Below are 25472 nucleotides of genomic sequence, written 5' to 3'. Positions count from 1 at the left end.
AAAGAAAAAATATAAAGCATAGGAAAAATTAAGATTTTTAACTTGTGTTTAAGGAATATAAACAGTCTTAATTAGTACATTTAATAAAAAAAATATGTTACCTCTTTTTCCATTACAAACCGTTGTTTATCCCAAGGAGCGATTGTCTTTACATATTTTTGAAAAAAGGTATCAGCAATTAATTAATGATTGTGCAGAAGAAGGGGTTTTATTTGGTATACCTACATATATTGATGAAAAATTAGAGTATGGTACCGAGGTAAAACTTCAAAAAATAGCTCAGAAATATCCGGGAGGAGAGAGTGATGTGATATGCGAGGGTACAAGAATTTTTAGAATCACAAACTTTTATCAGCAATTTCCTGGTAAACTATATGCAGGAGGAGAGGTAGAATTTCTTACCGATAATGATAGTAGTGAAGAAGAGTTGCAGGAAGAATTGCTTAAAAATATTGCTATTCTGTATGTAGAATTAACGATAGATAACCCTCCTGTATTTGATATTCCCTTTATAAGTTATCAGGTTGCACATAAAATAGGATTGTCTTTACATCAGGAATATCATTTGTTGAAACTTCGTAATGAAGTAGAAAGACTAAAATATTTGATTAGTCATCTTAAAAAAACAATTCCTGTGGTGAGAGAAATGAATAACGCTAAAAAAGCGATCAAAATGAATGGGCATTTTAAAAATTTCGACCCTTTGGACTTTGAAGATTTTAAACTGTAACGAATAGCAAGTCATCTTTACCTGTGTTTACACAATTTTTTGATGGATTAAGGCATAAAAAAAGGTTGGTTTTTTTTACTATAAAAAGATTGGCACAATAACTTCACTTTTCCTATTTTTGGAACTCCTAAAAAAGGCAAAAAAATAATAGTATGAACTTACACGAGTATCAGGGTAAAGAGATATTAAATAGCTTTGGCGTGCGTATACAGCGCGGTATTGTAGCACAAAATGCAAACGAGGCTGTAGCTGCGGCAAAACAACTTACTGCAGAAACCGGAACAGAATGGCATGTAATTAAAGCGCAAGTTCACGCTGGTGGACGAGGAAAAGGTGGTGGAGTAAAACTAGCTAAAAACCTTAAGGAAGTAGAAGAGGTAGCAGAACAAATCATAGGAATGAATTTGATTACTCCTCAAACTTCGGCAGAAGGTAAGAAAGTTCACCAGGTATTAGTTGCAGAAGATGTATATTATCCTGGGGATAGCGAGCCGAATGAATTTTATATGTCGGTATTGCTAAACCGTACTTCTGGACGTAATATGATTATGTATTCTACAGAAGGTGGTATGGATATCGAAACTGTAGCAGAAGAAACTCCTCATCTAATTTTCACAGAAGAAGTTGATCCAGCTGTTGGATTGCTTCCTTTTCAAGCAAGACGTGTTGCTTTCAATTTGGGATTAAGCGGAGCCGCTTTTAAAGAAATGACCAAATTTGTAATGTCATTATATACAGCTTATGTTAAATCAGATGCATCTTTATTCGAAATAAATCCTGTTCTTAAGACAAGCGATGATAAAATTATGGCAGTAGATGCCAAGGTGACTTTGGATGATAATGCGTTATATCGTCATAAGAACTATGTAGATATGCGTGATATCAGAGAAGAAAACCCAATCGAGGTTGAGGCAAAAGAAGTAGGACTGAATTATGTTGATCTTGATGGAAATGTAGGATGTATGGTAAATGGTGCAGGTCTTGCAATGGCAACAATGGATTTGATTAAACAAGCAGGAGGAGAGCCTGCAAATTTCCTTGATGTAGGAGGTACTGCCGATGCAAAACGTGTAGAAACTGCATTTAGAATCATCCTTAAAGATCCAAATGTAAAAGCAATTCTAATCAATATTTTTGGAGGTATCGTTCGTTGTGATCGAGTAGCACAAGGAGTTGTAGATGCATATAAAAATATGGGTGATGCGATTAATGTGCCAATTATAGTTCGCTTGCAAGGTACTAATGCAGATATTGCAAAAGAACTAATTGACAATAGTGGATTAGATGTACAAAGTGCAGTACAGTTCCAGGAAGCTGCCGATAAAGTACAGGCAGTATTAGCGTAATAACTAATTAGATTTTAATATATATTAGAAGCGATCTATTAATGATCGCTTCTTTTTTTTATAAAAAAAACACCTAAATTATAAATACGATGAATACAAGGATAGAAAAAATAGTTCAGAAATTAGATATGAACCCACATCCCGAAGGTGGGTTTTATAAAGAAACCTATAGAAGCAAAGGGGGTATTCCTCAACATGTTTTAGGTGAAGCATATAGTGGAGAACGTAATTATTGTACTGCTATCTATTTTCTTCTTACTTCAGATAATTTTTCGGCGTTTCATAAAATTAATCAGGATGAAATATGGCATTATTATGAAGGAGCTTCTTTGTTTGTGCACGTGATTGATACAGAAGGAGAATATCGTCGCTATTCTGTAGGTATGAATTTAGAAGAAGGAGAGCTACCTCAATTGGTAGTTCCTGCCGGTTGCTGGTTTGCTTCTAGCGTAAAAAAAGAAAATAGTTATTCTTTAGTGGGGTGTACCGTATCGCCAGGTTTTGATTTCGATGATTTTGAGTTGGCAGAAAGAAAAGATTTGATTCGACAATTTCCAAAACACAAAGATGTAATTACTCAGCTTACAAGAAATTAACACAAGAGCTGGGAAGTGGCTTTTTTAGGGAGTTTCTATGTTAATTGCATTTGATTAGTTTGTTAATCTGTGTTAAAAATTCATTTTTAGTGTAACAAATTTGAGTAATCAATGGTCTTATAAGTATAAATCAATAAAAACGAATAGATCATGAAAAAATTGAATGTATTACTTTTGGCAGTTGCCTTCGCAGTAAGTAGTGTCGCAAGCGCGAGTACTAACCCAACGAAAATAGAAAACGCTCTTAATAAGGAGATTAGAACATTATTAAAGAAGCCATCTTTTAAAATTAAAAAAGAATTAACCGCTTATGTAACATTTACTTTAAATAGTAAAGGTGAGATCGTAGTGTTATCTGTTGATTCTAAAAGTGAAAACTTAGATGGTTATATTAAGAGTCGATTAAATTATAAAAAAGTAGGAACACAATATGGTTCTGAAGCTAAAGTATTCAAGATGCCTGTGCGTATCGTAGAAGAATAAGATTGTAAAACATGTGAATGCATAAAAAGTCCCGGAAATCATCAGCCGGGGCTTTTTTTATTTACCGATAATATAATTAATACTTACCGTTGCCAGGTCAGAATTCGGAAACTTAGAAAAGTATTTGTCATCACTTTGTAACCCTACTTCCTCAATTACTTTTAAGAAAGAATCGATCTCTAAAATATACTGATCAGAGAATCCATGCGTAGCATCATAGGCGGTAGCTGCAGTTTTGCCAAGATTTTTAGCAGTTAAATCTGGGGATATCGTATGTAGTTCTATGACAATTAACCCGAATTTTTCAATATGCGGAGCCCATTTTCTAAAATGATCTTTTAAATTTCTTTCAACATCGCTATTAAGTAATCGTTTTCCCCGATAAGCAAATGCACCAGTAGATTCGCTAGGAGTATCCAGTTGTGAAATCGGTTCGCTCCAAATTCTGTTGTGGTCTAGAAAAGTTCTTACTGATAATAAATCTTTTAATGCTATAGTATAGTTTTCTTTTAAATCTTTTTCTAATAAATCAGGATCACTGATGTCTCCCCAAATAACTTTGGCCCATATATCCGCTTGGATTAGGTTAGCTCTGGTGACTTTTAAAGCTGCTTTATTGTAATCTGCACCGACCAAAAATAAAGGGTAATCATCTAAGTGTTTACCACGAAGTGTTTTAGATTCAATAACTTCAAAAAGATGGATCAAAAAAGCGCCATTGCCACACCCCATATCCAGAATTCCTTTAGGTTGCTCGTCTAGAGGTTTGTTAAACAGGCTAATAATGATTTCATCAATCTTTTTGAAATAGGTAGTATGTGCACCTCCGCTCCCCCATACATTCATCTCCCGATCTACATGTATTTCGGTATCGCCTTCGGGATTCCATAGTACATTGGGATCCCCAAATAATAAAGCGTCCATTTGTCGAAACATAGGGATGTATGAAACAGTAACACCATAGGCAGAAGCTCTTTTGGCAAAAAACAATCCTTTATTGGTAAATGTGTAATTGTCATTTGATTTACTAAACCACCCCAGGTAGCTTAAGAATGTAAGGATGGTGTTAAAGCTTTCAGGAAATTTATGGTATTCATCTGCACTAAAAGATGCTTCCATGAAATATTTATGAAACATACCACCCATACCCAAGTGTACTGTAGTTGGCCCTACCAGAATACCCTCGATATGCTTAAGAACTTGATTCTGGACCTGAGTAATTGTACTATCTTTTTCAGCGGGCAGGTTAAAACGGTTTTGATATTTTTTAAATAGCTGCTCTAGCTTATGAAAAGGCTCTAATTCAAATTTTCTAGGGTGAAATTTGCCAGAATATTCTAATAGATTGACTACGTCTTCATATAGATGAAAATGATTAAAAGCCAATTCAGAAAGTGTATTGATTTTTATAATTACATCATCCTTATTTACTTCATAATCCAGCCAACCTTGAGCACTTAGTATACGTAGAGCGACATTTAAATATCCTTCATTGATCTTATGTGATACCGAAATCTGTGAAATTGATGTTTCTTTATGGCTAATTAAATAATCGGTAATATTATTTTTATAAAGAGAATAGGCAACAGGGGCTACAGCAATCCCATCTAAATGACAGAAAAGCTCTTCTCTAAACAATTGTTTTTCGGCTGCAGTAAGCATAGATACTTAAGTTGAATAATTGTTGAGTAAAAATTATTAGTCTCAACCAAATTAAGCATTTATTTTGAAGTAAAAACGTTAGTTGGTATTCTTATTTCTTTGTGGCGTCTTTCTTTTTTTCGGGCATCGGGCCTCTAAGATGAATAATTAATCCATTTAAGAAGTTACGTAGGATTTGATCGCCACATTCCATGTATTTGGGATGGTTTTCATTTCTGAAAAATGCACCTAGTTCGCTTTTAGTTACTTTAAAATCTACCAGCGCACAGATTTTTACAATATCGTCATCCCGTAATTTATGTGCAACTCTTAACTTTTTAAAAATATCATTGTTTGTTAAACCCATACTGCAAAGGTATGTCTTTTTGAATTGATAATGGGACTAAAATGAGAAGTTAAGTATGAAGAATGTTCTACGAGTTTAGTTGAAAATTACTATTTTCGACAAAAAGTAATTGGTTTATGTATAGTAAAGAAGAGAAGTTAAGTTTGCTTTCTGAAATGATACAGTTTGCTAAAGCAGATAAGAAATTTAAAGAACAAGAATATAATTTTATCCTGGTTATAGCATCGCAACTTAAGATAACAAAAGAAGAGGTGGATACTTTGGTAGAAGAAGGGGTAGAAAAAAAGAATTTACAGCCCGAGTCACAAAGAATTCTTCAATTTCATAGATTGGTGCTGCTTATGAATATCGATAAAGAGACTTCTTTATTAGAAATTCAAAAGATAAAAGAAATGGGACTGCATATGGGATTAAGGTCAGAGGCGGTTGATATGGTGCTTGAAAAAATGCATGAATACCCTAATAAAGTTATTCCGCCAAAGGAATTGATCTCTATTTTTACACGTTTTTATAATTAATGAGATCGTAAACTCAAGTGCTGAAAGTGAATTGAGTTTGCTAGATCGAATTATCTCGCTTTAGAGCGGGATCTTTTTTATCTGGATGTTTTCTGATCGAGAGAGTGATTACTAATTTTTCAAATATTTAAGCTTTTTTGTCATTCTTATGAAAATATATTTTGACAAAACGTCATTATTTTAATGTATTTTAGTGACAAAATGTCGTAAAAACTGAAACGGAACCTAAATTGTTATATACTCATTGTAATTGAAATTTTGAATAACCTTAAAAAAATATACAATGAGTTTACTAAAAAAAACAGACAGATTACCTTTTCTTTTCGATGATTTCTTTACTACCGATTGGCTTGGTGGAACATCTAATATCAATAAAATAGGTGTAAGTACTCCAGCAGTTAATGTTAAAGAAACAGATGAAGATTTTGTGGTAGAATTGGCTGCGCCAGGACTTGCCAAAGAAGACTTTAGTATTGAATTGAATAATGATGTGCTTACCATTTCTTCAGAGAGCACATCAGAAAAAGAAACTAAAGATGAAAAAGGTAAATACACACGAAAAGAATTTGGGTACAATGCATTTAAACGTTCATTTAGCTTGCCAGAAGCAGTAAATGGTAATAAAATAGGAGCTTCATATGAAAATGGAGTGTTATTGGTAAAACTTCCTAAAAAAGAAGAAGCAAAAGTACAACCAAAAAGGTTGATTGAGATTTCATGATTTGATTGATTTGAGATTTAGTTAGTTAATGTTTCAAAAACGCTCTTTGTTATAAAGAGCGTTTTTATTTTTTAGCTCAAATCTAAAAGAGTTCAACTAAGTCATTATTACTTCTTTAAATAGTTAATATTTGACCAATCTTCAAAATATTAGAAAATTATTCGTATTATTGTGATATCAAAATGATATTATTATGAAACATGAAAAAAATATAAAAGCAAGTAGCGGTTATCTAATGTTAGGTTTACTTTTATTAGTTATAATAGGGATGATTACTGGTTTGGTTGTAAGTGAAAATCCTTTGTTTGTAATTCTAATGGCGGTGATATTGTTTATCATTAAAGGTTTTTTTATTGTAAACCCCAATAGTTCTAAAGTAATGGTGTTATTTGGAGCGTATAAAGGAACAGTAAAGGATAATGGTTTCTTTTGGGCGAATCCTTTTTATGCGAGGCAAAGAATTTCTTTGAGAGCCAGAAACTTCTATAGCGAACGGGTAAAAGTGAATGATAAAATTGGCAATCCAATTTTGATTAATGTAATTTTGGTGTGGAAAGTAGCAGATACATATAAGGCAGCCTTTGATGTTGATCAGTACGAAGAGTTTGTAAGAGTACAAACAGATGCAGCCGTTAGAAAACTTGCAGGTTCTTATCCTTATGATAATTTTGCTGATGGGCAACAGGAAGTAACATTATTATCTGGTATGGATGAAGTAAATGAGGCTTTAGAAAATGAAATAACAGAACGTTTGGCTATTGCAGGAATAAAAGTTCTTGAAGCCAGAATTGGATATCTGGCATATGCTCCAGAGATAGCAAATTCGATGTTAAAAAGACAGCAAGCTGTAGCTATCGTAGCAGCGCGTAAAAAAATAGTAGAAGGAGCTGTTGGTATGGTAGAAGACGCTTTGACCAAATTATCTGCAGATGATATTATAGATTTTGATGAAGATAAAAAAGCATCTATGGTAAGTAATTTAATGGTAGTTCTGTGCGGCGATAAAGAAGCAACACCAGTAATTAATACCGGAACGTTACATTCGTAATTTATGAGTAAGAAAAAATCATTTGTTCTAAGAATAGACCCAGAAACCTTTAAGTCGATTGAAAAATGGGCTGATGATGAGTTTCGAAGTGTTAATGGGCAACTAGAATGGATGATACATAAAAGCCTTAAAGATGCTAAGCGTTTGAAATCTAAAAATAAATCTAACGATTCTGATGAATAGCGTAAAAAAATAAATAATTAATAGTATAAAAATGCTCTGGGATATTATATCAGGAGCATTTTTTATAGTGATGTTTAAATGGGATTTACAACCGATTTGGATTTGATTTTACTTACTAGATAATATGCAAAGATGAGATTTGGAATCCAGCAAAGCCATGCTACTATTCGATATGCAATGATAAAATCTCCTATAAGCATAATAAGTACAGGTAACCATATTCTAAGAGTTACTGCAGAAAAACATGCAGCATAGCTATAATACATCATAGTTTGGTGCTGGATGATTTGGGTAGTTTTGGCGTACCAGTATCCTTTTGCAGTGGTATATACCCAAAGTATTCCTAAGGATATAAATCCTAGAGATGCGATAACTCCTCCTGTGGCAAATAAACCAATGTAAATTCCTGAAATCCCGCTTATAAAAACCGTAATTACATAGATTTTCCCTATACGTTTATGTAACTCTAGCCGAGAGACTCTTATTTTTTTATTAAACTGAATCCAGCCTGTTAATAGCGCAATACCTCCTAAAAAGATATGATTATAAAAGGCAATATTCCATACTATATCTGTTAATAATTCACTTTCTTTTGAGGATAATAACCCAAACTTTGGAGCGGTAAAATACAGAAAAGGATAGAGACCTATTATAGTACCTAATAGAGCAAAAATGACTTGGATAATTTTTTTTATCATCTGAGAAATTAAAGATCCAGCCACTTTTTAAAATTAGAAGTCCGCTCCCGGGAAACAATGACCTGTTCATCGTTCATAGGTCTTAATTTTAATAATAATCTACTATTAAAATAACTGTGAATCTCAACTACAGCTTTAACAGAAATCATAAATTTTCTATTAATTCTAAAAAAATGAACAGGATCTAGAATTTCCTCAAGTTGATCTATAGTATATTCAATAGGATATTGCTTCCCCGTGTGGGAGTGCAAAAAAATAACTCCTTCATGTGATTTAAAATAAGCAATATCGTCAACATTAAAAGTATTAAATTGATTTCCAACTTTAATCATAAAACGGCGCTTGTATTCTTTTGTAAACAAGTTTTTAATGCGTTCGAATTTTGCATCTTCTATCAATGTATCAGGTCTTATAAAGCTCTTTTTGTATTTGGCAAGAGCGTTTTTTAAATCTTTTTTGTCAATTGGTTTTAGAAGGTAATCTAATCCATTATACTTAAAACCTCTTATGGCATATTCGTTATATGCTGTAGTAAATATAATAGGGGGGTGATCTTCTAACGTATCTAAAATATCGAATCCGTATCCATCATTTAATTGAATATCGAGGAATATTAGATCGGGGAGTGGATTATTCTCGAACCAATGCCTTCCGTTTTCTACAGAAGTGATTTGACCGGCAATCTTTATTTCTGGAGCTAACTCTTCGATGAGATTTGCCAAGCGCTTAGAGGCTATATTTTCGTCTTCAACAATTACAGCAGTCATTTTATGAAACTTTTACCATGGTAACTTCTTTTATATCTTTGGTCAATAGCGGGAGAGTAACCTTGAAATATTTATGCTCTGTTTCTACCAGTACTTCTTGATTTGTATAAAAGGAATACCTCTTTTTAATATTTTTAAGCCCTAATCGTGTTGATTCTTCTTTTTGTTTTCTTACCCGTAAATTATTTTGAATAAGAATACTGCTTTTTTCAATAGAAATAATACTAATCTCCAAAGGCCTTTCTTTAGAGTAATAATTGTGTTTTAAGGCGTTTTCTACAAGCATTTGTAGTGATAAGGTAGGGATTACATATTTTTTTGGGTTAACTGAAATATGAGTAGTAATGCTAAGGGCGTCTTCATGTCTTACATTCATCATAAATATAAAAGAATCAAGAAAACTTAATTCTTTTTCCAGGCTTACCAGATCTTCTTCACGATTATCCAGAATGTATCTATAACATGTTGCCAATCTGGATACAAAATCAGAAGCCAGATCCCTGTCTTGATACATTAGCGATGTAAGTGTATTTAAACTATTAAATAAAAAATGTGGACTAATTTGATTTTTTAAAGACTTATATTTAGAAGTCATGACTTCTTTTTTTAGCTTGTTCATCGTATTTTCCATTTCTTTTTTCTGTTTTAGAGAATAATAAAAGAGATTAAAAATAACAACGGCAAAACCTAAGAGTGTAGCTCTGAAAAAATCTATTCTAAATAGTAACCAGGGTTTATTAGTCTTAATTTTGCATATATGATTAAATTCAAAAATTGCCAAATAATATAATAAAGCAGCTATAGGAATAAAAATCGCCATATTTATAGCAATAATCTTCATTCCATTATTTAAATCCAGACTTTTACCTTGATTGGATTTAATTTCCTTTCGAATTAACCAATCGTTGGTTTCCCAGGTGAATATAAAAAGGAAAAAAGCACTACAGTAATAAAATAAACTAGTCGCATCAAATTCTGTAACATCTCCGCTGTGATCGATAGTGGATTTGATAAGAAAATAGACCACATTTATAACGATAAAGCGAAATGTAAACTTCTTTATGTATGCTTTAGAAATCATGTGTACAAGTCAATAATAGGTATATCCTTTTTTAATAGTATAGGTAAAGATACATAACTGATGTGCAATAATCATTTTTAGACATATTCAATCGTCAGATAAGAAGCTGAATTGTTTTAAATAACGTTTGACCCGATAATATTGGGGACTATTTCATTTTATACTATTCAGACTTGTTTTTGACATTTCAAGAGTAAAAATACCAACTGGGTATTTTAAGTTTTAAGAGTTAAAAAAGAAACTACAGATTTGAAAAAAATAGTAATCAAATCATGAGAAAAATCACTTTTGTATTTATTATTGTACTAGGATACATAGCAAATGCACAAACAGGAATCATTAAAGGTCTTGTTGTTGACAAGCAATCAGAAAGCCCTTTACCCGGAGCTACAATTGAATTATTAAATGTAGAACAAGCTATTGGAGTGATCACCGATATAGATGGGTATTTTACATTAGAAAATGTACCGCTTGGCCGCCAAATGATACGAGTAAGTTACATTGGATTCGAATCAATTACAATACCGAATATTGTGGTAACCTCTGGTAAGGATGCAGCGGTTAATGTGGCACTTATAGAAGCCTTTGATCGATTAGATGAGGTTATTATTACATCAGAAACAGGCAAAGCACAAGCTATAAATAAGCTTACATCTGTTTCGGCCAGACAGTTTGGAGTAGAAGAAGTAACACGTTTTTCGGGAGGACGGAGTGATGTTGGTCGTTTAGCAGCAAATTTTGCAGGTGTTTCTTCTCCCGATGATAGTAGAAATGATATTGTGATACGGGGTAACTCTCCTGTTGGATTACTATGGCGGTTAGAAGGAGTACCTATACCAAGTCCTAATCATTATTCTACGTTGGGAACGACAGGGGGACCAGTTTCTGCTTTAAACCCTAACCTATTAAAAAACTCAGATTTTATTACTTCAGCTTTCCCGGCAGAATATGGAAATGCAATAGGAGGAGTATTTGATCTTGGATTTAGAAAAGGTAATATAGATGACTATGAATATACTGGGCAGGTAGGTATTTTTACAGGAGTAGAAGCAATGGCAGAAGGACCATTAGGAAAAAATAATGGTTCATTTTTGGTAGCTGGGAGATATTCGTTAGTAAGTCTTTTAGGGATAGGAGCAGGAGGAACATCGGCTACACCTAATTACTATGATGTTTCGTTTAATGTAGATTTTGGAAAAAGTAAATTGGGTAACTTCTCATTATTCGGGATTATAGGTTTTTCTGATATTGAATTTCTCGGAGATGATATTGATGAGGATGATCTATTTGCTGCCGAAGATGAAAATTCTAAAGCAGATTCTGGTTTTGGGGTGATTGGTCTTAAACACCAGATCAATATTGGTTCATCCTCTTTTTTAAGAACAACAGTAGCAGGATCTTTCGCAACTAATGAATTTAGAGCAGATCGTTTTATTGAAAAAAACACTCCGCAAGAACGTATTATAAAATATACTGAAGCTGATAATACAGAATCACGCTTTACGTTTTCTACGCTTTTTAACTCTAAATTGAGCAGTAAAAGTACATTGCGAACAGGAGTTTTGGTAGAAAATTTTGGAATAGAGTCTATAGCACGAGACCGTACAAAACAACCTGATAATGATGGTGATGGTGACCCCGATCTTTTCACGTTTACAGATATAGACGAAAATCTAAGTATTATTCAACCCTATATTCAGGGGCAGTTTAGACTTACCGAAAAACTAACATTAAATGCTGGGCTGCACGGTCAGTATAGTACGCTGAATGAACAATTTGTATTTGAACCCAGAGCAGGACTTTCTTATAAGGTGAATCAGAATCATCGCTTTAGTTTCGGATATGGATTGCATCATCAACCAGTTCCTTTACCATTATTATTTTTGAATGAAGATGTTAATGGAGAATTGGTGCAAACCAATCTGGATCTTGATTTTGTGAGAAGTAATCATTATGTGTTAGGTTACGATGTAAGAATTAGTAAAGGTTGGAGAGGTAAAGTAGAGGTGTATTATCAGGATGTTAGTAAGGCGGCGGTAGAGCCCTTTTCGTCAAGTTATTCTTCTTTGACAGAGGGAGCAGACTTTGGATTCGAAAATGATAGGGTATCACTGGTTAATGAAGGGACAGGTTTTAATCAGGGAATAGAATTGACTTTAGAAAAGTTTTTTAGTGATGGATATTATGGACTGTTAACCACTTCACTATTCGAAAGTAAATACGAAGGAAGTGATGGCATAGAACGAAACACACCGTTTAATAATGGATATGTAGCCAATCTTCTTGCCGGAAAAGAGTTTACTATTGGTAAGACCAAGAAAGATGTATTGTTTTTTGATACTAAGTTAACTGTATCGGGAGGAAGGTATTTTACTCCCGTTAATCTAGAAGCTTCGCAATCGGCAGGTTTTCAGGTGTTACGAGAAGATTTAGCTTTTAGTGAGCAAAATGATGCCTATTTTAGATGGGATGTTAAATTTGGATACAAAATCAATAGTAAATCAAAAAAACGTTCTCATCAGTTTTATGTTGATCTTCAAAATGTAACGAATAATGAGAATATTTTTACGCGTCGTTATAACCGTTTAACGAATCAGGTAGATCAGGTAGATCAAATTGGATTCTTTCCTGATTTTGGGTATCGCTTTCAGTTCTAGAAAAATATTTCTCTTTTAATATGACAATAAATAGCATAGAAGCTTGTACGAGACACTACTTTAAGATAGTTAGAGGTATTTTTAAGAGCAAATAAATCTATCTACAGTATTGTATGTAATTTTTGACAAAGCATTAATCATTATGATTAATGCTTTGGTTTACCCTCTCTTTTTATCTTTTCAGAAATAAAAACATTGATATCACTCTGTAATTGCTTTGGAATATTTTCGTCTTCTATCCATGTATGAATATCTCCTAAATACTCCATACCAAGATAATGTGCACTTTCTATAAATGGCATTGTAAAACCTTCTTTTAATTCTGATCCAGAACCACAGCTTATCATTCCCATCTTTTTTCCTGCTAACTTTCTTCCGGTTGTCTTTTCGACTTTTATACAATCAGTTATCCTATCCATAAAATTTTTCATTATTCCACTCATTGCATACCAATATACTGGTGTAGCAAAAATAAGAGTGTCATAGTTCTCTACAATTTCTTTTATTGTGGGTAAAAAATCGTCATCCCTATTCTTAAAATCATAATCAAAAGGACCGATGTTTTTAGATTTCAAATCTATAATATCGAATCCGGTTCTTTCTTTTATAAATAATGTTATTTTGTTAGTATTTCCATTACTTTTCGAACTTCCTTGTAGTATTACGCCTCTCATATTCTGGGTTTAAAGATTACAGAACAAAGCTATTTTGTTTATAGCACATATCAAATAAGGGGCAAATTTTACCCTATAGTATTTGACAATCTAATTTGCAAGAGGAGTAAAAAGGAAGAAAAACTTATGTTTTGAAGTTGATTATATCATTGTTTTCTATACACCTATAGAAATCTAATTATTTTGAAAATACGTTTCGACCTGTGCAATCTTTTTTTCTTTTTCTTTGTCAGATAACCAGCTAGCTTTGAAGCTGTTTTTTACTAATTCTGTAATTTGCTTCTTAGAAAGGTTTAGTGCTTGAGCAATGCCTATATAATTCTCATTCATATACCCTCCAAAATAGGCTGGATCATCAGAATTAATGGTTACTAATAAACCTTTATCTATCATTTCTGGTAAAGGGTATTTTTTTAAATCGTCAATCACTTTTAACTCAAGATTAGACAAAGGACAGAGTGTTAACGGTATTTGTAGATCTGCCAATAACTTTACTAATCGATCATCTTCTAAACATCGGTTACCATGATCAATACGAGTTACTTTTAATAGATTAACAGCTTCCCAGATATATTCTGCTGGTCCTTCTTCTCCTGCATGAGCTACTGTTATAAAACCTTCTTCTTTTGCTTTAGTAAAAACACGTTCGAATTTTGAAGGTGGATTTCCTACTTCAGAAGAATCCAGGCCAACTCCACTAATCCATTTTTTGTAAGGTAAAGCCTGGTGTAATGTTTCAAAAGCCGAAGCTTCATCCAGATGTCGTAAAAAAGATAGTATCAATTTATAGGTAATCCCCAGTTTTTCTCTTCCATCCTCTAATGCACGATGAATCCCTTTAATAACGGTGTCAAATGAAATACCTCTATCGGTATGGGTTTGAGGGTCAAAAAAAATCTCTGTGTGTACAAGGTTTTGCGTATGGACTTTGGTAAGATATGCCCAGGTAAGATCATAAAAATCCTGTTCTTCGATAAGAACATTAGCACCAGCATAATAGATGTCAAGAAATTCTTGGAGATTATTAAAACTATACGCACTTTTTAACTCATCAACCGTGGAGTATTTGATTTCTTTATTGTTTCTTTTAGCAATTTTAAACATCAACTCAGGTTCGAATGTTCCTTCGATATGTAAATGAAGTTCTATTTTAGGTATGCCTTCAATAAATTTTTCAATTGAAACGTTATTCATAATGATCTTATGTTTTTTAATGGCATGATTATCTCAAGATCTGCACTATAATTATAAGGCAAAAATTATACTTTTTGATCCTGTATCTTACTTTGCAGCATTTTAATTTCATCCCGTAACCGAGCTGCAGTCATAAAATCCAATTCTTTAGCGGCTTTTTCCATTTCCTTACGAACATTACGGATTCGTGTCTCTAACTGTTCTTTAGTATAATATGCTGTTTCTTCTTCAGCAGCTTGTAGGGTAGGAGCATTTTCAAAAGTATATGGTTCTACTTTTTTACCCGCCAAGGCATTATCCAGAGACTTTTTAATTGCAGTTGGTGTTATACCATGTTTAGTGTTGTAAGCTATTTGTTTTTGTCGTCGGTATTCTGTATCATCAATAGTTTTTTGCATGCTATCCGTAATTTTATCGGCATACATAATTGCTTTTCCGTTTACATGCCTAGCTGCTCTACCAACCGTTTGTATCAAGGAACGCTTATTTCTTAAAAAACCTTCTTTGTCAGCATCCAGAATAGCCACTAACGATACTTCAGGAAGATCTAATCCTTCTCGTAATAAGTTTACTCCTATTAATACATCAAAAATACCTTTTCGCAGATCTTGCATTATTTCTACCCGTTCTAATGTATCTACATCACTGTGGATATATCTACAACGAATATCGATTCTAGTTAGATATTTTGCCAATTCCTCTGCCATTCTTTTGGTTAGTGTAGTAACAAGGATACGCTCATCTAAATCAATTCGTTTTTGCATTTCTTCGATAAGGTCATCGATTTGATTTAAGCTAGGGCGAACTTCTATTACAGGATCTAATAACCCTGTTGGTCTAATGATTTGTTCTACATAGGTTCCTTCACTTTTTTGCAATTCATAATCTGCTGGTGTAGCACTGATATACATAACTTGATTTTGGATTGCTTCAAGTTCTTCAAATTTTAAAGGTCTATTGTCCATTGCGGCAGGAAGTCTGAAGCCATATTCTACCAGGTTTTCCTTTCTCGAACGATCACCGCCGTACATGGCATGAGTTTGGGGTATAGTAACATGACTTTCATCAATAATCATTAAATAATCATCGGGGAAATAATCGAGTAAGCAGAATGGTCTTGTTCCCGGGTTTCTACCATCGAGATAACGAGAATAGTTCTCAATACCAGAACAATAACCAAGTTCTTTAATCATTTCCAGATCAAAATTAGTGCGCTCTTCTAATCGTTTAGCTTCTAGTGGTTTTCCGATTTCTTTAAAGTATTCTACCTGTTTTCCTAAATCAAGCGCAATTTGATCAATTGCATTATGTAATACTTCAGGAGAAGTTACAAACATATTGGCCGGATAAATATTCAATTGATCATATTTCTCAATAATGGTATTGGTTTGTACATCGAAAGATTCAATTTCTTCAATTTCGTCTCCAAAGAAATGAACTCTAAATGCATCATCAGCATAGCTTGGAAAAATATCAACAGTATCTCCTTTTATTCTAAAATTTCCATGTTTAAACTCCGCTTCGGTTCTCGAATATAAACTTTGTACCAAACGATGCAATAGAGCGGTCCTGGATACGAACTGTCCTGATTGTATCGAAATCACATTCTTTTTAAATTCAGCTGGATTACCAATACCGTATAGGCAAGATACTGAAGCGACAACCAAAACATCTCTCCGCCCTGATAAGAGCGATGAAGTAGCACTTAAACGTAGTTTTTCAATCTCATCATTGATCGATAAATCTTTTTCGATATAGGTTCCCGAAGTAGGAATATAAGCTTCTGGTTGATAGTAATCATAGTATGAAACAAAATATTCTACAGCATTCTTAGGAAAAAATTGCTTAAACTCAGAAAAAAGTTGTGCAGCCAACGTTTTATTATGCGCCAATATTAGAGTTGGCCGCTGTACTTGTTGGATTACATTAGCAGCGGTAAACGTTTTTCCTGATCCTGTTACGCCTAAAAGCGTTTGATATTTTTCGTTAGATTCAATACCTTCAACCAGTTGTCGTATTGCTTCTGGTTGATCTCCAGTAGGTTTGAATTCAGATTCCAATTCGAACTTCATGTATCTTCTCTTTTTCACAATAAAGATACCAAATCTACTTATAGAAGTGGTTTAAACTTTTTTCAATTCGCTATAAAAATGCTCTTTTTTGCTCAATTTTTGTCTTTTTATTACTTTGTAGCTCTACTTCGACTTAGCTCAGTACAAGTGCTATGAGGTGCAATCCCGAGTACTCGGGACAATTGATCAGAAAACTACTATTTTTCGCCAGAATCAAAAAAGTTTAAATCACTTCATAGAATTAACGAATAAGAGAGAAACTTCCGGTAAGAATTCTGCCATCTTCTAATTCTACACGAAACCAGTATTCGCTAGAGGGCATTAGTTTCCCGTTAAAAGTTCCATCCCATCCGGGAGTACCTGCTCTAAGTTGTTTGATTAGTTTTCCGTAGCGATTAAATATAAAAATTAGAGAATTACCCATAATCTGGTTTGATATTCCTTCTACGTTCCAGGTTTCATGAAAACCATCTCCATTTGGAGTGAAATACTTAGGGAATCCAACAACCGAAATATCTTGAGAGGTTACAGGGACACATCCGTTTTTGTCTCTTACATACACCCTGTGAAACCCGGGAGGTACATTGGTAAAGGTTGGATCATCCTGATATGCGCTCAAAACCCCATTTATTTCTATTGCATATTCATAATTACCCAAACCTTCTGCATTAATGGTAACTGTATTATTATCTCTTGCATCATTGATATCGATAGATCCTATAGTTGCTACACTAGATGCGGTTACAGTTACTGTTCTGGATTTAGAACATCCGGTTTGCTGACTTGTAATTTCTACGGTATAATCTCCGGGTTGATTTGCTAAAATTGTTTCTGTAGACTCATTTGTCGACCATAAGATTGTAAAATCATTGAGGTTACTATTGATTGGTAGGCCAGCATCGATTTCGATGTTAGTTTCGTTTTGACATAGGAAATACTCAGAATCAGGTTCGATATCGGGTAAGGGAACTACAAATAAACGTATGCTGCTTATCCCAAAACATTCTCCTCCATTTTCTTCAGCTTTTGCATAAACAATATCACTACCTTGAGTATTTTGTGTACGATTGGTAGTGGTCGTAATAGGGTTTCTGTTTAATAATGCGTCTTCTGTATTTTCATAATATGTAATGGTTAATCCAGGATTAGTAATTCCTGATAATATCTGTTGATTTGCTTCGGTTAGATCAAAAACGGTAAACCCATCTTCGGTACCATCATCATCGCAAACTCGTAACTCGGCATCGTTTATGTCGGTAGAACTCACCTCTAAAGTAACAGTGGCGATATCAAAACAGTTGGTATTGTTGGTATTAATCACCCGCGCATATACTTGTTGATTATTTTGAGTATTTTGAAAAGCATTTTCATTACTGATTCTTGGTGTTCCTGCTTGCGCAGCAGGTAGATCTATAAAAAATTGTGTTGTGTATTGATTATTTCCACCGGTAAGCTGATCGTTTGCAAGGTGTAAATCAAATAACGTAATGTTATCTCCAATAGTTTGATATGCATCACATTGTACTAGTGTGGAAGCAATTGCAGTTGGGACTTCGAAAAAAGTAGCATTAGCAACGCCAATGAGAGGGCAGCTACCATTATTAAGATCAACTTCTAATCTATAGTTGGCTGTTGTTGTGATATCCAAAAAATGAACAGCATTAGCAATCTGATTGTTGTCTACAAACCAGGTATAGCTGGCACCTGGGATATTTTGATAAGACAAACGATATGTACCTCCCTCACATAAAGCAAGATTAACGTTATTAGGGTCTCCATTATTAATGATATCAATATTTTTTGCAAAAATAGATTGAATAAAGGGGGGAAGCCCAAGAAGAGCACCTCTAGAACCATCTGTATTAACACGTACTCCTTGCTCGTTATAGACTATATTGGCTGCTGCTGCTTCGGGATTTTGGATGACTCCAAGATAATCACCTCTTTGGGTGTTGAAATCATATAGAGTTCGATAAATCTTACCATCTGGACCCAGTTGTATAGCTCCTGAGCCAAAAGAAAAAGTGCTTTGGTTATTTTGGTTAAGAATTCTTGTTCCACTTGCTGCAATTTGATTATCTGGCAATGACAAATCATATTGCATCAGAAAACTTTGTCCGTTTCCTTCATCTCCAATATCGAAAGTAGCATATAGTCTTTGTCCGGTTTGAGAAAACTCAATTCCATAAGGAGAATTACTGTTGCTTAACTCGATCTCATTACTAATAGTTCCGGTAGTATTATCAAAATTGTAAAGTAAAACTTTTCCTGGTCCGTTACCTGCTGTGACAGTTGCAAAACCAAAATGCGCTACAGCTAGTTTATCACCATCTGGAGAAGCTTTAATATACCCTAGAGCATTACGCCGATACCCAGAAAGAGGTACTGTTACTCCAACACGAGAAGTAACGGGTGTAGTGTTAACACCGGTTTGATCTACTTTAAACGCATAGAATGTATCTACAAAATGTGTAATGACCCAAAATGAATCACAATCATCACTTTTTACAGCTGTAATTTTTTCTGAACATTTGTATCGACTCTCTAAGCCATTTGAAGTATTGTAAGTAATTAAAGGTATGTTTTTTTGACCTGTAACTACAGCTCCATTTCCTCCATTCAAAGACATATCTACAATAGAATACATAAATCCATCGTTTACCCCATCTCCATCAAAAGTAGAGGGATCATTATCAGCATTGTCATGATGAGGTTCATCCACAGTAAAAACAACATACAGATTAGGGGAGTTTGGTTGAGGAACAATTAGTGCAGAGGAAGTACTAGAAGGATCACCTTTTAACCCAGTACCATTTTGCATAATGGCATGCGATCGATCCCAAACAGTAATACCATCGGTATAAAATAATAAATTTCCTGTTGCATCAGATATTGTAGTACACCCTTCAAGTGTATTTACTCTACCATTAGTAAGTGCTGTTGGGGGAGTTGTATTGAAACTTATACCTGCATTCTGACCAAAATACCAACTGTTAGCTTCTCCCTGACTATACAGCGATGGATAGTAAAGGAATAAAGCAAAAAAAACTATATAGATATATCGCATAGTTGAGCTCTGAAGCCCAAATATATTATAAATCTCTCTTTTTAAGCAAGTAATAAGACAGATATATAAAAACAACTGTCCAAACCAGTACAATTAAGATTTCATACCAATGTACAGCATAATCTCTTTGAAAAGTTTCTCCTAATTGACTTGCAGCCGATTGAATGAAATTTAAACGTGTAAATGGTTCATTAATCAAGGTTGCCATAGATTCTAAAGGAAAAAACTGTACGATATTATCTGCAATTTCGGTCCCTCTAAATAGTCTAAATTTTAGCAATGCATATATAATATTTTCTACAACCCACCAGATAAATAGAAACCCAAGGGCGAAGGCAGAACGCTTTACAAAAATCCCAAGGAACATACAAAAAGCAAAAAAGCCTATTAGTTTTATGAAATACGCCAGAACATATTCTAGATCAGAGAATATGATAGAAAACTCATTATAGTCAGAGAAGCTTAACCCTAAAATCATTGATACCACGAATAAAAACAGGGTAGAGATCAAGGCAAAGACACCAACAGTTAAAAACTTAGAACTAATGAATTCTTTTTTACTTAGACCATCGATTAGATTTTGTTTTAAGGTTCGATGACTGTATTCATTGGCCATCATAGAAACAATAACAATAGCCAAAAATAGCTTTGACCACGCAGCGATATATGTATTAAAATGCCATATATACGGGAAATTGAAAATGCCCTGATCTGCTATTCTAAATTTTACACCAGCAAAATTAAATTCTATCGAGGCGATTAAAGCGATAAAGGTTATTAATATAAAGTAGGTTATTGTAATTACCTTTGCGGCTTTATTATATTTTAGTTTTTGAAATTCTATATTTAGTAGTCGTAACATGGCTTTAGTTTAAATTGTTGGTTAATTGTAAGAATTGTTCTTCGAGACTTTCTTTTCGCTTCACAAGGTGTGTAAGAACTATTCCTTCTTTAAATAGTTGCCTGTTAAGACTTTCTGCATCCAGCTCATGTGCTAAAAACGCAATTATTTTCCCATCTTCTTCTTTGAAATTTTTAAAATCATTATGTTTAGATAACCATTCTGTTAATGCAGATTTTTGATCGCTCTTTAGTTCAAAAAAACCATAACTAGCATTCATTTCATCTACAGGTCCAGAATACAGTTTTACGCCTTTTCTTATAATCACCACATGGCTACATACTTTTTCTACTTCATCGAGTAGGTGAGATGCCAAAAGTATTGTAGTTCCCTGGGAAGCAATTTTTTTGATGATTTCACGAATTTGATGTATCCCTTGTGGATCTAATCCATTAGTTGGCTCATCAAGGATTAATATTTCGGGATCATTTAACAAGGCAGAAGCAATAGCTAATCGTTGTTTCATTCCTAGAGAGAACGTTCTGAACTTACTATCTTTTCGGTCTAATAACCCTACGACTTCAAGTTTTTCTTCAATTTTACTGCTGTCAACTCCTTTAATTTGGCATACCAATTTAAGGTTTTGAGCTGCAGTCATATATGGATAAAAGTTTGGGCGTTCTATAATAGCTCCAACTTTTTTTAGCGCATCATGAGTTGATGTATTGCCATCAAACCAGATAAACTCACCAGAGGTACTGTTAACAACATTAAGTACGATACCCAAAGTAGTAGATTTACCACTTCCATTTGGACCAAGAATGCCATACACATTTCCCTTTTTTATAGTAAAAGAGAGGTCTTTGACAGCCGTTAGTGCTCCAAACTTTTTGGTGAGATTGTTTAAGGTGAGGATATTTTCCAATTGTAATTGTTTTTGGTGGTTATATAAAACAAGACGACAAGTATAGGGTTTTGTTACAAGAAAGTTGATAGTTGTTGATTGTTTGTTGAGTGTAAGTGTATATTTTTTGATGTAGATGGTTATTTGTTGAATGTAGTGTATGTTTTTGCTGTAGATTATTGTTTACTATGCAGTATTTGGTGATTTTTTAAAGAATGATTTTGTACATCTGAAATTTGTAAATTGCTTTTCAGAAAAAGAAGTACAATGGACGAAAAATTAATGTCGAAGAAAAAACCAACGTATCCTATCAACGATAAACTGGATGCATATCTGAAAGAATGTAATCGTAAGATTAAGATTCCGGTATTTTATGATGATTTACTTAGGTTTTCGGGTTCTATAGTAGTTTATGATAGTAAGGATGAAGATACGCTATGGGTAAGAGTGTATTATGAAGAACATGAGCGACCAGAAATAGAATCCAGCCTTAAAAAAGTATATACAATTCTACATTCTGATGGTAATGAAGATGCTATTGAGTTTCTTAATATCGATGCTATAGACTATTGTACTTTTGGAAACTCAAAACCTTTTAGGATAAAAGTTAGAAATATCCTTAATGATAACTATACGTATATCTATGTGAAAAAGGCAGATGCCTCGCGTATTTATGGACTAGAATTAGAGCATATGTTTTCGCCCAATAGAATTAACTTTTTGGTGTATAAGAATACACTTATAGAAGAACATATTGCCGGGATTCCGGGAGATGTATTTATCAAAGATTTTTTACCCGATTTGAGTGATCAGGCCAAATCACAGATAGCAAAAGAATTTGTGAAGTTTAATGAGCGCTGCCAAATGCGATTACTAGGAGATATGCGATCTTATAACTATGTGATTATTCCTATTCACGATTTTGATCATGTAGAATATAAGATAAGAGCTATTGATTTTGATCAGCAATGTTATGAAGGAAAACTAAAAGTATATCAACCCCAGTTTTTTAAAGAGAATTTCGATATGGTGGATATTGTGATGAGCAAGTTGCAGCTGAGTTCTATCGAACAATATAAAAAAGAAGAGCGTTCTATTTTGGCAAAACGCGTATTAACATCGAGATCCCGTTATGAAAATTTGGTTGAATGTATGTGTGCCGATCGTATCTCTACCGAAGAAAATTTGAAAGAACTTAGAGAACACCTCTATAATTTTACTTTGGATTTAAAATTTCGTCGTAGTAAATCTATGGGAGAAGTTCTTAAAACAGCAATGGATTTTGTACGCCGTAATTATGAAAATGTAAATATGAGACGATTATTAGAGTGATGGATTATGTCTGATTTCGGAAGTCTGAAATATAAAGTAGAAAAACTTTGCTTCTTTGAAACTGTGAAACATCTGATTTTGCGTTTCTGGCCTCCATCTTCTAACTTAAAACCCTACAAAATGCCAATCCCCAGAAGTAGCGCAAAAACGATTAATAAAACCCCTACCACTATTTGAATTGTATGTATGGTGATTTTTTTAAGAAATTTATTCCCAATATAGGCTCCAATAAAGGCCATCGATGTTGCCACTATGAGCATAGGATAATTAAGCTGATCCCCTAATTGTAAAAAGTCTTTGGCATATATAGTAAGTCTCGAGATATCAATAAAACAGGCAATAACAACTCCTGTGGCTATAAAAGATTCTTTACTAAGTTTTGCCCGAATCAAAAAAGCGGTTCGTAATGCTCCTTGATGGCCTGATAATCCTCCAAAAAAACCACTTAATGCACCACCCCAGGGTAAATATTTGACATCAAATTCTAATCGTTTCAACTTTGGGATAAGATCGAAGAGAGAGAAAAAGATTAATACTATAGCAATAGATATTTTTACCGCTGTGATTTCATATATGGTATCAGCAATAGTATAGCTAAATAAGGGATCTATATAGGTGAGCTTCCCCAATGTATATGCGCCAAAAAAGGCAAATACAATAGCAGGTAGACCAAAACGTAGTACGGTTTGTAAATTAGCTTTTTTACCAACAAGAGTAAGTTTAAATAAGTTGTTAAGCAGATGCACTATTGCCGTAAGAGCAATTGCAATATCTATAGGGAAGAATATTGCAAATACAGGCATCAATAATGTACCTAATCCAAAACCAGAAAAAAATGTTAATCCCGATCCTAATAAAGCTATAATACCGACCAGAATAAAATCCATAATAGATAGTTATTAGCTTTTTGCCTTCTTAGGTTTTTTGTTCTTTATTGAAATATACCAAATAGTAATACATTTGCTTTTCTTCGTCCCATCCTTTTTCTACAAATTTTTCTGCAGACTCTGGGTTGATAAAATCCATCTTTATCTGCACATTAGTATCTAGGTTGATGACATTTTTCATCTTTTTACGAGCAGCAGTTACGGCATTATTGGCGATAGGAAAAGTGGTAAGATCCTCGATCTGATATTTTGGCGCTTTTTCTACTTTGTAATGTTTAAATTCTGGAATCAAATCAGGATTATCAATCACATCATTTAAAAATGCAGACTCTTCAAATTCATCATTTTTGGCAAAGTGGTTTACTGCACGGTTCATAAACATCACTTCTTCTTTTTTGTCTTCGGCAGGAAGGACCACATCTTTTGCAAAATCCTGGCAGAATTTCATATACTTCTTTGTGTAAAAATTCTCATCGGCAAAAGCCTCTACGCCTAAAAAGTGTTCTAACCAATATTTGGTATCGTAACGGTTAGAGTCTATAGAAAGGATTTTATATCCTTCTTCTTTTTTATGATTAAAAATTAGACAACCTTTATCTAGTTTATTAAGGTTTACACCTTGTTGAATTAATAATTCGATATCAGCTTCTTTTTCTTCAAACTGAAGGAAATCATGTTTTAATTCTGATTTAAAGATACCAATAGCATCAACTTTTTCATTATCGATAGTCACATTGTCTAAATAAGCGACGTATACTTCACCACTTTTAATATGCGGGTGTTGTGATTGCTCATATAATAATGAAGCAATTCTTTTAGATTTTTCATGAACCGAAGAAGGGTGTTCAAAAATTTCGGTTGCAATTTTAAACAGTGGATTAAATTCTATATCTACTTCATTAGCAAATTGAAAATAATTCTCTTCTTTTTCTCTAAAAGGTTTAAAAAAATATTCTTTTAGAAGTGCAGTTAATTCGTCATTAAGGACATATGGTGATTCTGACAAGAATATATTTTCATTTTTATTCTTGTTTCCAACCCGGTGAACCGATAATGATTCGATTTGAGTGCTATATAAGTTGATCATGACATGTATGTCATCCCAGCGAAGGCTGGGATCTTTTTAATTAATAGTTAAATTTTAATTCCAATTCTCATCAAACCCGAGGTCTTCATATTCATCAAGATCCATAAAATCTTTATTTTCACCTTCATTAAAATCATCTAATTCGTCTGCTTTAAACTCTTTATCAGGTGCCTGATCAGGTATTTGACCATGAATATACATTACATTTGGATATTCTCTTCCGTTTTCATATTCAGCAATTTCAGCAAGTTCTACCAAAAATGTCCACATACTTAAGAAGTCATAGATATAGATTAACTTGGGAGAAGCCTCATGAGCCACATCAATAAGAGTTGTCTCATTCATTAATCTAACAGGCTGATTACCATCACTCATATCAAATAATGATATTTCTTCTCCTTGATTCCATTGATCATCACTAATGTAAAAAGAAGCCATTTCTGTTCCATCAAAACCAAAAGATTGGGTTATTACATTATGAAACTGTTCTAAAGTTGCATCTTGTTCTATTTCAATATCTCTAAATACATCCTCTTCTGTATCCAGGATAATTCTGAAACGGTATATCATTATTTATT

Annotated in this window: 24 protein-coding genes; 10 read left to right on the top strand and 14 right to left on the bottom strand. The window is 33.6% G+C overall.

The genetic code is table 11. The features are described from left to right. The first annotated feature begins 94 nt into the window (after positions 1-94). The 4 genes from ATO12_RS22085 to ATO12_RS22070 all read left to right on the top strand — a co-directional run bounded on the left by ATO12_RS22085 (position 95) and on the right by ATO12_RS22070 (position 3155). The gene (locus ATO12_RS22085; RefSeq protein WP_034246809.1) at positions 95-730 is read left to right on the top strand and encodes an LON peptidase substrate-binding domain-containing protein; all 636 of its coding nucleotides are present in this window, start codon (positions 95-97) and stop codon (positions 728-730) included. Between the two features lie 152 nt (positions 731-882). Continuing rightward, a complete protein-coding gene (gene sucC / locus ATO12_RS22080; RefSeq protein WP_034246807.1) occupies positions 883-2076 on the top strand; it encodes an ADP-forming succinate--CoA ligase subunit beta in 1194 nt (397 codons plus the stop codon). Positions 2077-2165: 89 nt separating this feature from the next. Beyond that, entirely contained in the window at positions 2166-2672 is a 507-nt protein-coding gene (locus tag ATO12_RS22075; RefSeq protein WP_034246805.1) for a cupin domain-containing protein, read from the top strand. A 150-nt stretch (positions 2673-2822) separates the two neighbouring features. Beyond that, entirely contained in the window at positions 2823-3155 is a 333-nt protein-coding gene (locus ATO12_RS22070; RefSeq protein WP_034246803.1) for a hypothetical protein, read from the top strand. Positions 3156-3212: 57 nt separating this feature from the next. Here the strand turns inward: ATO12_RS22070 and ATO12_RS22065 are convergent, their stop codons facing one another. Both ATO12_RS22065 and ATO12_RS22060 read right to left on the bottom strand, forming a co-directional pair. Continuing rightward, on the bottom strand, positions 3213-4817 hold the full coding sequence (locus ATO12_RS22065) for a class I SAM-dependent methyltransferase (protein ID WP_034246801.1): 1605 nt from the start codon (positions 4815-4817) through the stop codon (positions 3213-3215). Positions 4818-4908: 91 nt separating this feature from the next. After that, complete coding sequence (locus ATO12_RS22060; protein WP_034246799.1) at positions 4909-5163, bottom strand: DUF1456 family protein; 255 nt, start codon at positions 5161-5163, stop codon at positions 4909-4911. A gap of 116 nt (positions 5164-5279) precedes the next feature. Between ATO12_RS22060 and ATO12_RS22055 the strand changes: the two genes are divergently transcribed. The 4 genes from ATO12_RS22055 (at position 5280) to ATO12_RS22040 (ending at position 7633) form a co-directional block, all read left to right on the top strand. Continuing rightward, positions 5280-5681: a hypothetical protein gene (locus tag ATO12_RS22055; protein WP_034246796.1), complete on the top strand. Its 402-nt coding sequence runs from the start codon at positions 5280-5282 to the stop codon at positions 5679-5681. Positions 5682-5964: 283 nt separating this feature from the next. Further along, on the top strand, positions 5965-6402 hold the full coding sequence (locus tag ATO12_RS22050) for an Hsp20/alpha crystallin family protein (protein WP_034246794.1): 438 nt from the start codon (positions 5965-5967) through the stop codon (positions 6400-6402). A gap of 193 nt (positions 6403-6595) precedes the next feature. Next, entirely contained in the window at positions 6596-7450 is an 855-nt protein-coding gene (locus tag ATO12_RS22045; RefSeq protein WP_034246792.1) for an SPFH domain-containing protein, read from the top strand. A 3-nt stretch (positions 7451-7453) separates the two neighbouring features. Then, complete coding sequence (locus ATO12_RS22040; RefSeq protein ID WP_034246790.1) at positions 7454-7633, top strand: hypothetical protein; 180 nt, start codon at positions 7454-7456, stop codon at positions 7631-7633. Positions 7634-7707: 74 nt separating this feature from the next. Here the strand turns inward: ATO12_RS22040 and ATO12_RS22035 are convergent, their stop codons facing one another. Genes ATO12_RS22035 through ATO12_RS25170 form a run of 3 tightly spaced genes read right to left on the bottom strand, consistent with a single transcriptional unit; the run spans position 7708 to position 10179 of the window. Then, positions 7708-8331 (bottom strand): DUF2306 domain-containing protein, encoded by a 624-nt coding sequence (locus ATO12_RS22035; RefSeq protein ID WP_034246898.1) that lies wholly within the window; start codon positions 8329-8331, stop codon positions 7708-7710. Between the two features lie 8 nt (positions 8332-8339). After that, complete coding sequence (locus ATO12_RS22030; RefSeq protein ID WP_034246788.1) at positions 8340-9098, bottom strand: LytR/AlgR family response regulator transcription factor; 759 nt, start codon at positions 9096-9098, stop codon at positions 8340-8342. A 1-nt stretch (position 9099) separates the two neighbouring features. Further along, on the bottom strand, positions 9100-10179 hold the full coding sequence (locus ATO12_RS25170) for a sensor histidine kinase (RefSeq protein ID WP_051576026.1): 1080 nt from the start codon (positions 10177-10179) through the stop codon (positions 9100-9102). Between the two features lie 272 nt (positions 10180-10451). Between ATO12_RS25170 and ATO12_RS22020 the strand changes: the two genes are divergently transcribed. Then, positions 10452-12836: a TonB-dependent receptor gene (locus ATO12_RS22020; protein WP_034246786.1), complete on the top strand. Its 2385-nt coding sequence runs from the start codon at positions 10452-10454 to the stop codon at positions 12834-12836. 146 nt (positions 12837-12982) lie between these two features. Here the strand turns inward: ATO12_RS22020 and ATO12_RS22015 are convergent, their stop codons facing one another. From ATO12_RS22015 to ATO12_RS21985, 6 genes are all read right to left on the bottom strand, one after another. Continuing rightward, a complete protein-coding gene (locus ATO12_RS22015; protein WP_034246785.1) occupies positions 12983-13510 on the bottom strand; it encodes a flavodoxin family protein in 528 nt (175 codons plus the stop codon). A 174-nt stretch (positions 13511-13684) separates the two neighbouring features. Continuing rightward, on the bottom strand, positions 13685-14704 hold the full coding sequence (locus tag ATO12_RS22010; protein WP_034246783.1) for an adenosine deaminase: 1020 nt from the start codon (positions 14702-14704) through the stop codon (positions 13685-13687). Positions 14705-14769: 65 nt separating this feature from the next. Then, positions 14770-16776: an excinuclease ABC subunit UvrB gene (gene uvrB / locus ATO12_RS22005; RefSeq protein ID WP_034246781.1), complete on the bottom strand. Its 2007-nt coding sequence runs from the start codon at positions 16774-16776 to the stop codon at positions 14770-14772. A gap of 241 nt (positions 16777-17017) precedes the next feature. Next, a complete protein-coding gene (locus ATO12_RS25165; protein ID WP_051576025.1) occupies positions 17018-19843 on the bottom strand; it encodes a T9SS type B sorting domain-containing protein in 2826 nt (941 codons plus the stop codon). Between the two features lie 25 nt (positions 19844-19868). Beyond that, a complete protein-coding gene (locus ATO12_RS21990) occupies positions 19869-20705 on the bottom strand; it encodes an ABC transporter permease (protein WP_034246779.1) in 837 nt (278 codons plus the stop codon). A gap of 4 nt (positions 20706-20709) precedes the next feature. Next, on the bottom strand, positions 20710-21609 hold the full coding sequence (locus ATO12_RS21985; RefSeq protein ID WP_034246778.1) for an ABC transporter ATP-binding protein: 900 nt from the start codon (positions 21607-21609) through the stop codon (positions 20710-20712). 246 nt (positions 21610-21855) lie between these two features. On the opposite strand from ATO12_RS21985, the gene ATO12_RS21980 reads away from it, so the two are divergent. Next, positions 21856-22920 (top strand): hypothetical protein, encoded by a 1065-nt coding sequence (locus ATO12_RS21980; RefSeq protein ID WP_034246777.1) that lies wholly within the window; start codon positions 21856-21858, stop codon positions 22918-22920. Positions 22921-23033: 113 nt separating this feature from the next. On the opposite strand, the gene ATO12_RS21975 is transcribed toward ATO12_RS21980, so the two are convergent. The 3 genes from ATO12_RS21975 to ATO12_RS21965 are packed head-to-tail and all read right to left on the bottom strand — an operon-like array spanning position 23034 to position 25464. After that, positions 23034-23807, bottom strand: a complete 774-nt coding sequence (locus ATO12_RS21975; RefSeq protein ID WP_034246775.1) for a sulfite exporter TauE/SafE family protein — start codon at positions 23805-23807, stop codon at positions 23034-23036. Between the two features lie 28 nt (positions 23808-23835). Next, positions 23836-24894, bottom strand: a complete 1059-nt coding sequence (locus ATO12_RS21970) for a nucleoid-associated protein (RefSeq protein WP_034246773.1) — start codon at positions 24892-24894, stop codon at positions 23836-23838. Between the two features lie 54 nt (positions 24895-24948). Next, positions 24949-25464: an IS1096 element passenger TnpR family protein gene (locus ATO12_RS21965; protein ID WP_034246771.1), complete on the bottom strand. Its 516-nt coding sequence runs from the start codon at positions 25462-25464 to the stop codon at positions 24949-24951. Positions 25465-25472 lie beyond the last annotated feature (8 nt).

It is taken from the genome of Aquimarina atlantica (assembly GCF_000626715.1).
GTDB lineage: Bacteria > Bacteroidota > Bacteroidia > Flavobacteriales > Flavobacteriaceae > Aquimarina > Aquimarina atlantica.
The sequence above is the reverse complement of the archived record's forward strand: the minus strand, read 5'-3'. Positions and strand labels throughout refer to the sequence as shown.

Excerpts from the sequence above, each read along its gene's own strand:
- ATO12_RS22085 (WP_034246809.1), top strand. The coding sequence starts at position 95 with ATGTTACCTCTTTTTCCATTACAAACCGTTGTTTATCCCAAGGAGCGA.
- sucC (WP_034246807.1), top strand. The coding sequence starts at position 883 with ATGAACTTACACGAGTATCAGGGTAAAGAGATATTAAATAGCTTTGGC.
- ATO12_RS22075 (WP_034246805.1), top strand. The coding sequence starts at position 2,166 with ATGAATACAAGGATAGAAAAAATAGTTCAGAAATTAGATATGAACCCA.
- ATO12_RS22070 (WP_034246803.1), top strand. The coding sequence starts at position 2,823 with ATGAAAAAATTGAATGTATTACTTTTGGCAGTTGCCTTCGCAGTAAGT.
- ATO12_RS22065 (WP_034246801.1), bottom strand. The coding sequence starts at position 4,817 with ATGCTTACTGCAGCCGAAAAACAATTGTTTAGAGAAGAGCTTTTCTGT.
- ATO12_RS22060 (WP_034246799.1), bottom strand. The coding sequence starts at position 5,163 with ATGGGTTTAACAAACAATGATATTTTTAAAAAGTTAAGAGTTGCACAT.
- ATO12_RS22055 (WP_034246796.1), top strand. The coding sequence starts at position 5,280 with ATGTATAGTAAAGAAGAGAAGTTAAGTTTGCTTTCTGAAATGATACAG.
- ATO12_RS22050 (WP_034246794.1), top strand. The coding sequence starts at position 5,965 with ATGAGTTTACTAAAAAAAACAGACAGATTACCTTTTCTTTTCGATGAT.
- ATO12_RS22045 (WP_034246792.1), top strand. The coding sequence starts at position 6,596 with ATGAAACATGAAAAAAATATAAAAGCAAGTAGCGGTTATCTAATGTTA.
- ATO12_RS22040 (WP_034246790.1), top strand. The coding sequence starts at position 7,454 with ATGAGTAAGAAAAAATCATTTGTTCTAAGAATAGACCCAGAAACCTTT.
- ATO12_RS22035 (WP_034246898.1), bottom strand. The coding sequence starts at position 8,331 with ATGATAAAAAAAATTATCCAAGTCATTTTTGCTCTATTAGGTACTATA.
- ATO12_RS22030 (WP_034246788.1), bottom strand. The coding sequence starts at position 9,098 with ATGACTGCTGTAATTGTTGAAGACGAAAATATAGCCTCTAAGCGCTTG.
- ATO12_RS25170 (WP_051576026.1), bottom strand. The coding sequence starts at position 10,179 with ATGATTTCTAAAGCATACATAAAGAAGTTTACATTTCGCTTTATCGTT.
- ATO12_RS22020 (WP_034246786.1), top strand. The coding sequence starts at position 10,452 with ATGAGAAAAATCACTTTTGTATTTATTATTGTACTAGGATACATAGCA.
- ATO12_RS22015 (WP_034246785.1), bottom strand. The coding sequence starts at position 13,510 with ATGAGAGGCGTAATACTACAAGGAAGTTCGAAAAGTAATGGAAATACT.
- ATO12_RS22010 (WP_034246783.1), bottom strand. The coding sequence starts at position 14,704 with ATGAATAACGTTTCAATTGAAAAATTTATTGAAGGCATACCTAAAATA.
- uvrB (WP_034246781.1), bottom strand. The coding sequence starts at position 16,776 with ATGAAGTTCGAATTGGAATCTGAATTCAAACCTACTGGAGATCAACCA.
- ATO12_RS25165 (WP_051576025.1), bottom strand. The coding sequence starts at position 19,843 with ATGCGATATATCTATATAGTTTTTTTTGCTTTATTCCTTTACTATCCA.
- ATO12_RS21990 (WP_034246779.1), bottom strand. The coding sequence starts at position 20,705 with ATGTTACGACTACTAAATATAGAATTTCAAAAACTAAAATATAATAAA.
- ATO12_RS21980 (WP_034246777.1), top strand. The coding sequence starts at position 21,856 with ATGGACGAAAAATTAATGTCGAAGAAAAAACCAACGTATCCTATCAAC.
- ATO12_RS21975 (WP_034246775.1), bottom strand. The coding sequence starts at position 23,807 with ATGGATTTTATTCTGGTCGGTATTATAGCTTTATTAGGATCGGGATTA.
- ATO12_RS21970 (WP_034246773.1), bottom strand. The coding sequence starts at position 24,894 with ATGATCAACTTATATAGCACTCAAATCGAATCATTATCGGTTCACCGG.
- ATO12_RS21965 (WP_034246771.1), bottom strand. The coding sequence starts at position 25,464 with ATGATATACCGTTTCAGAATTATCCTGGATACAGAAGAGGATGTATTT.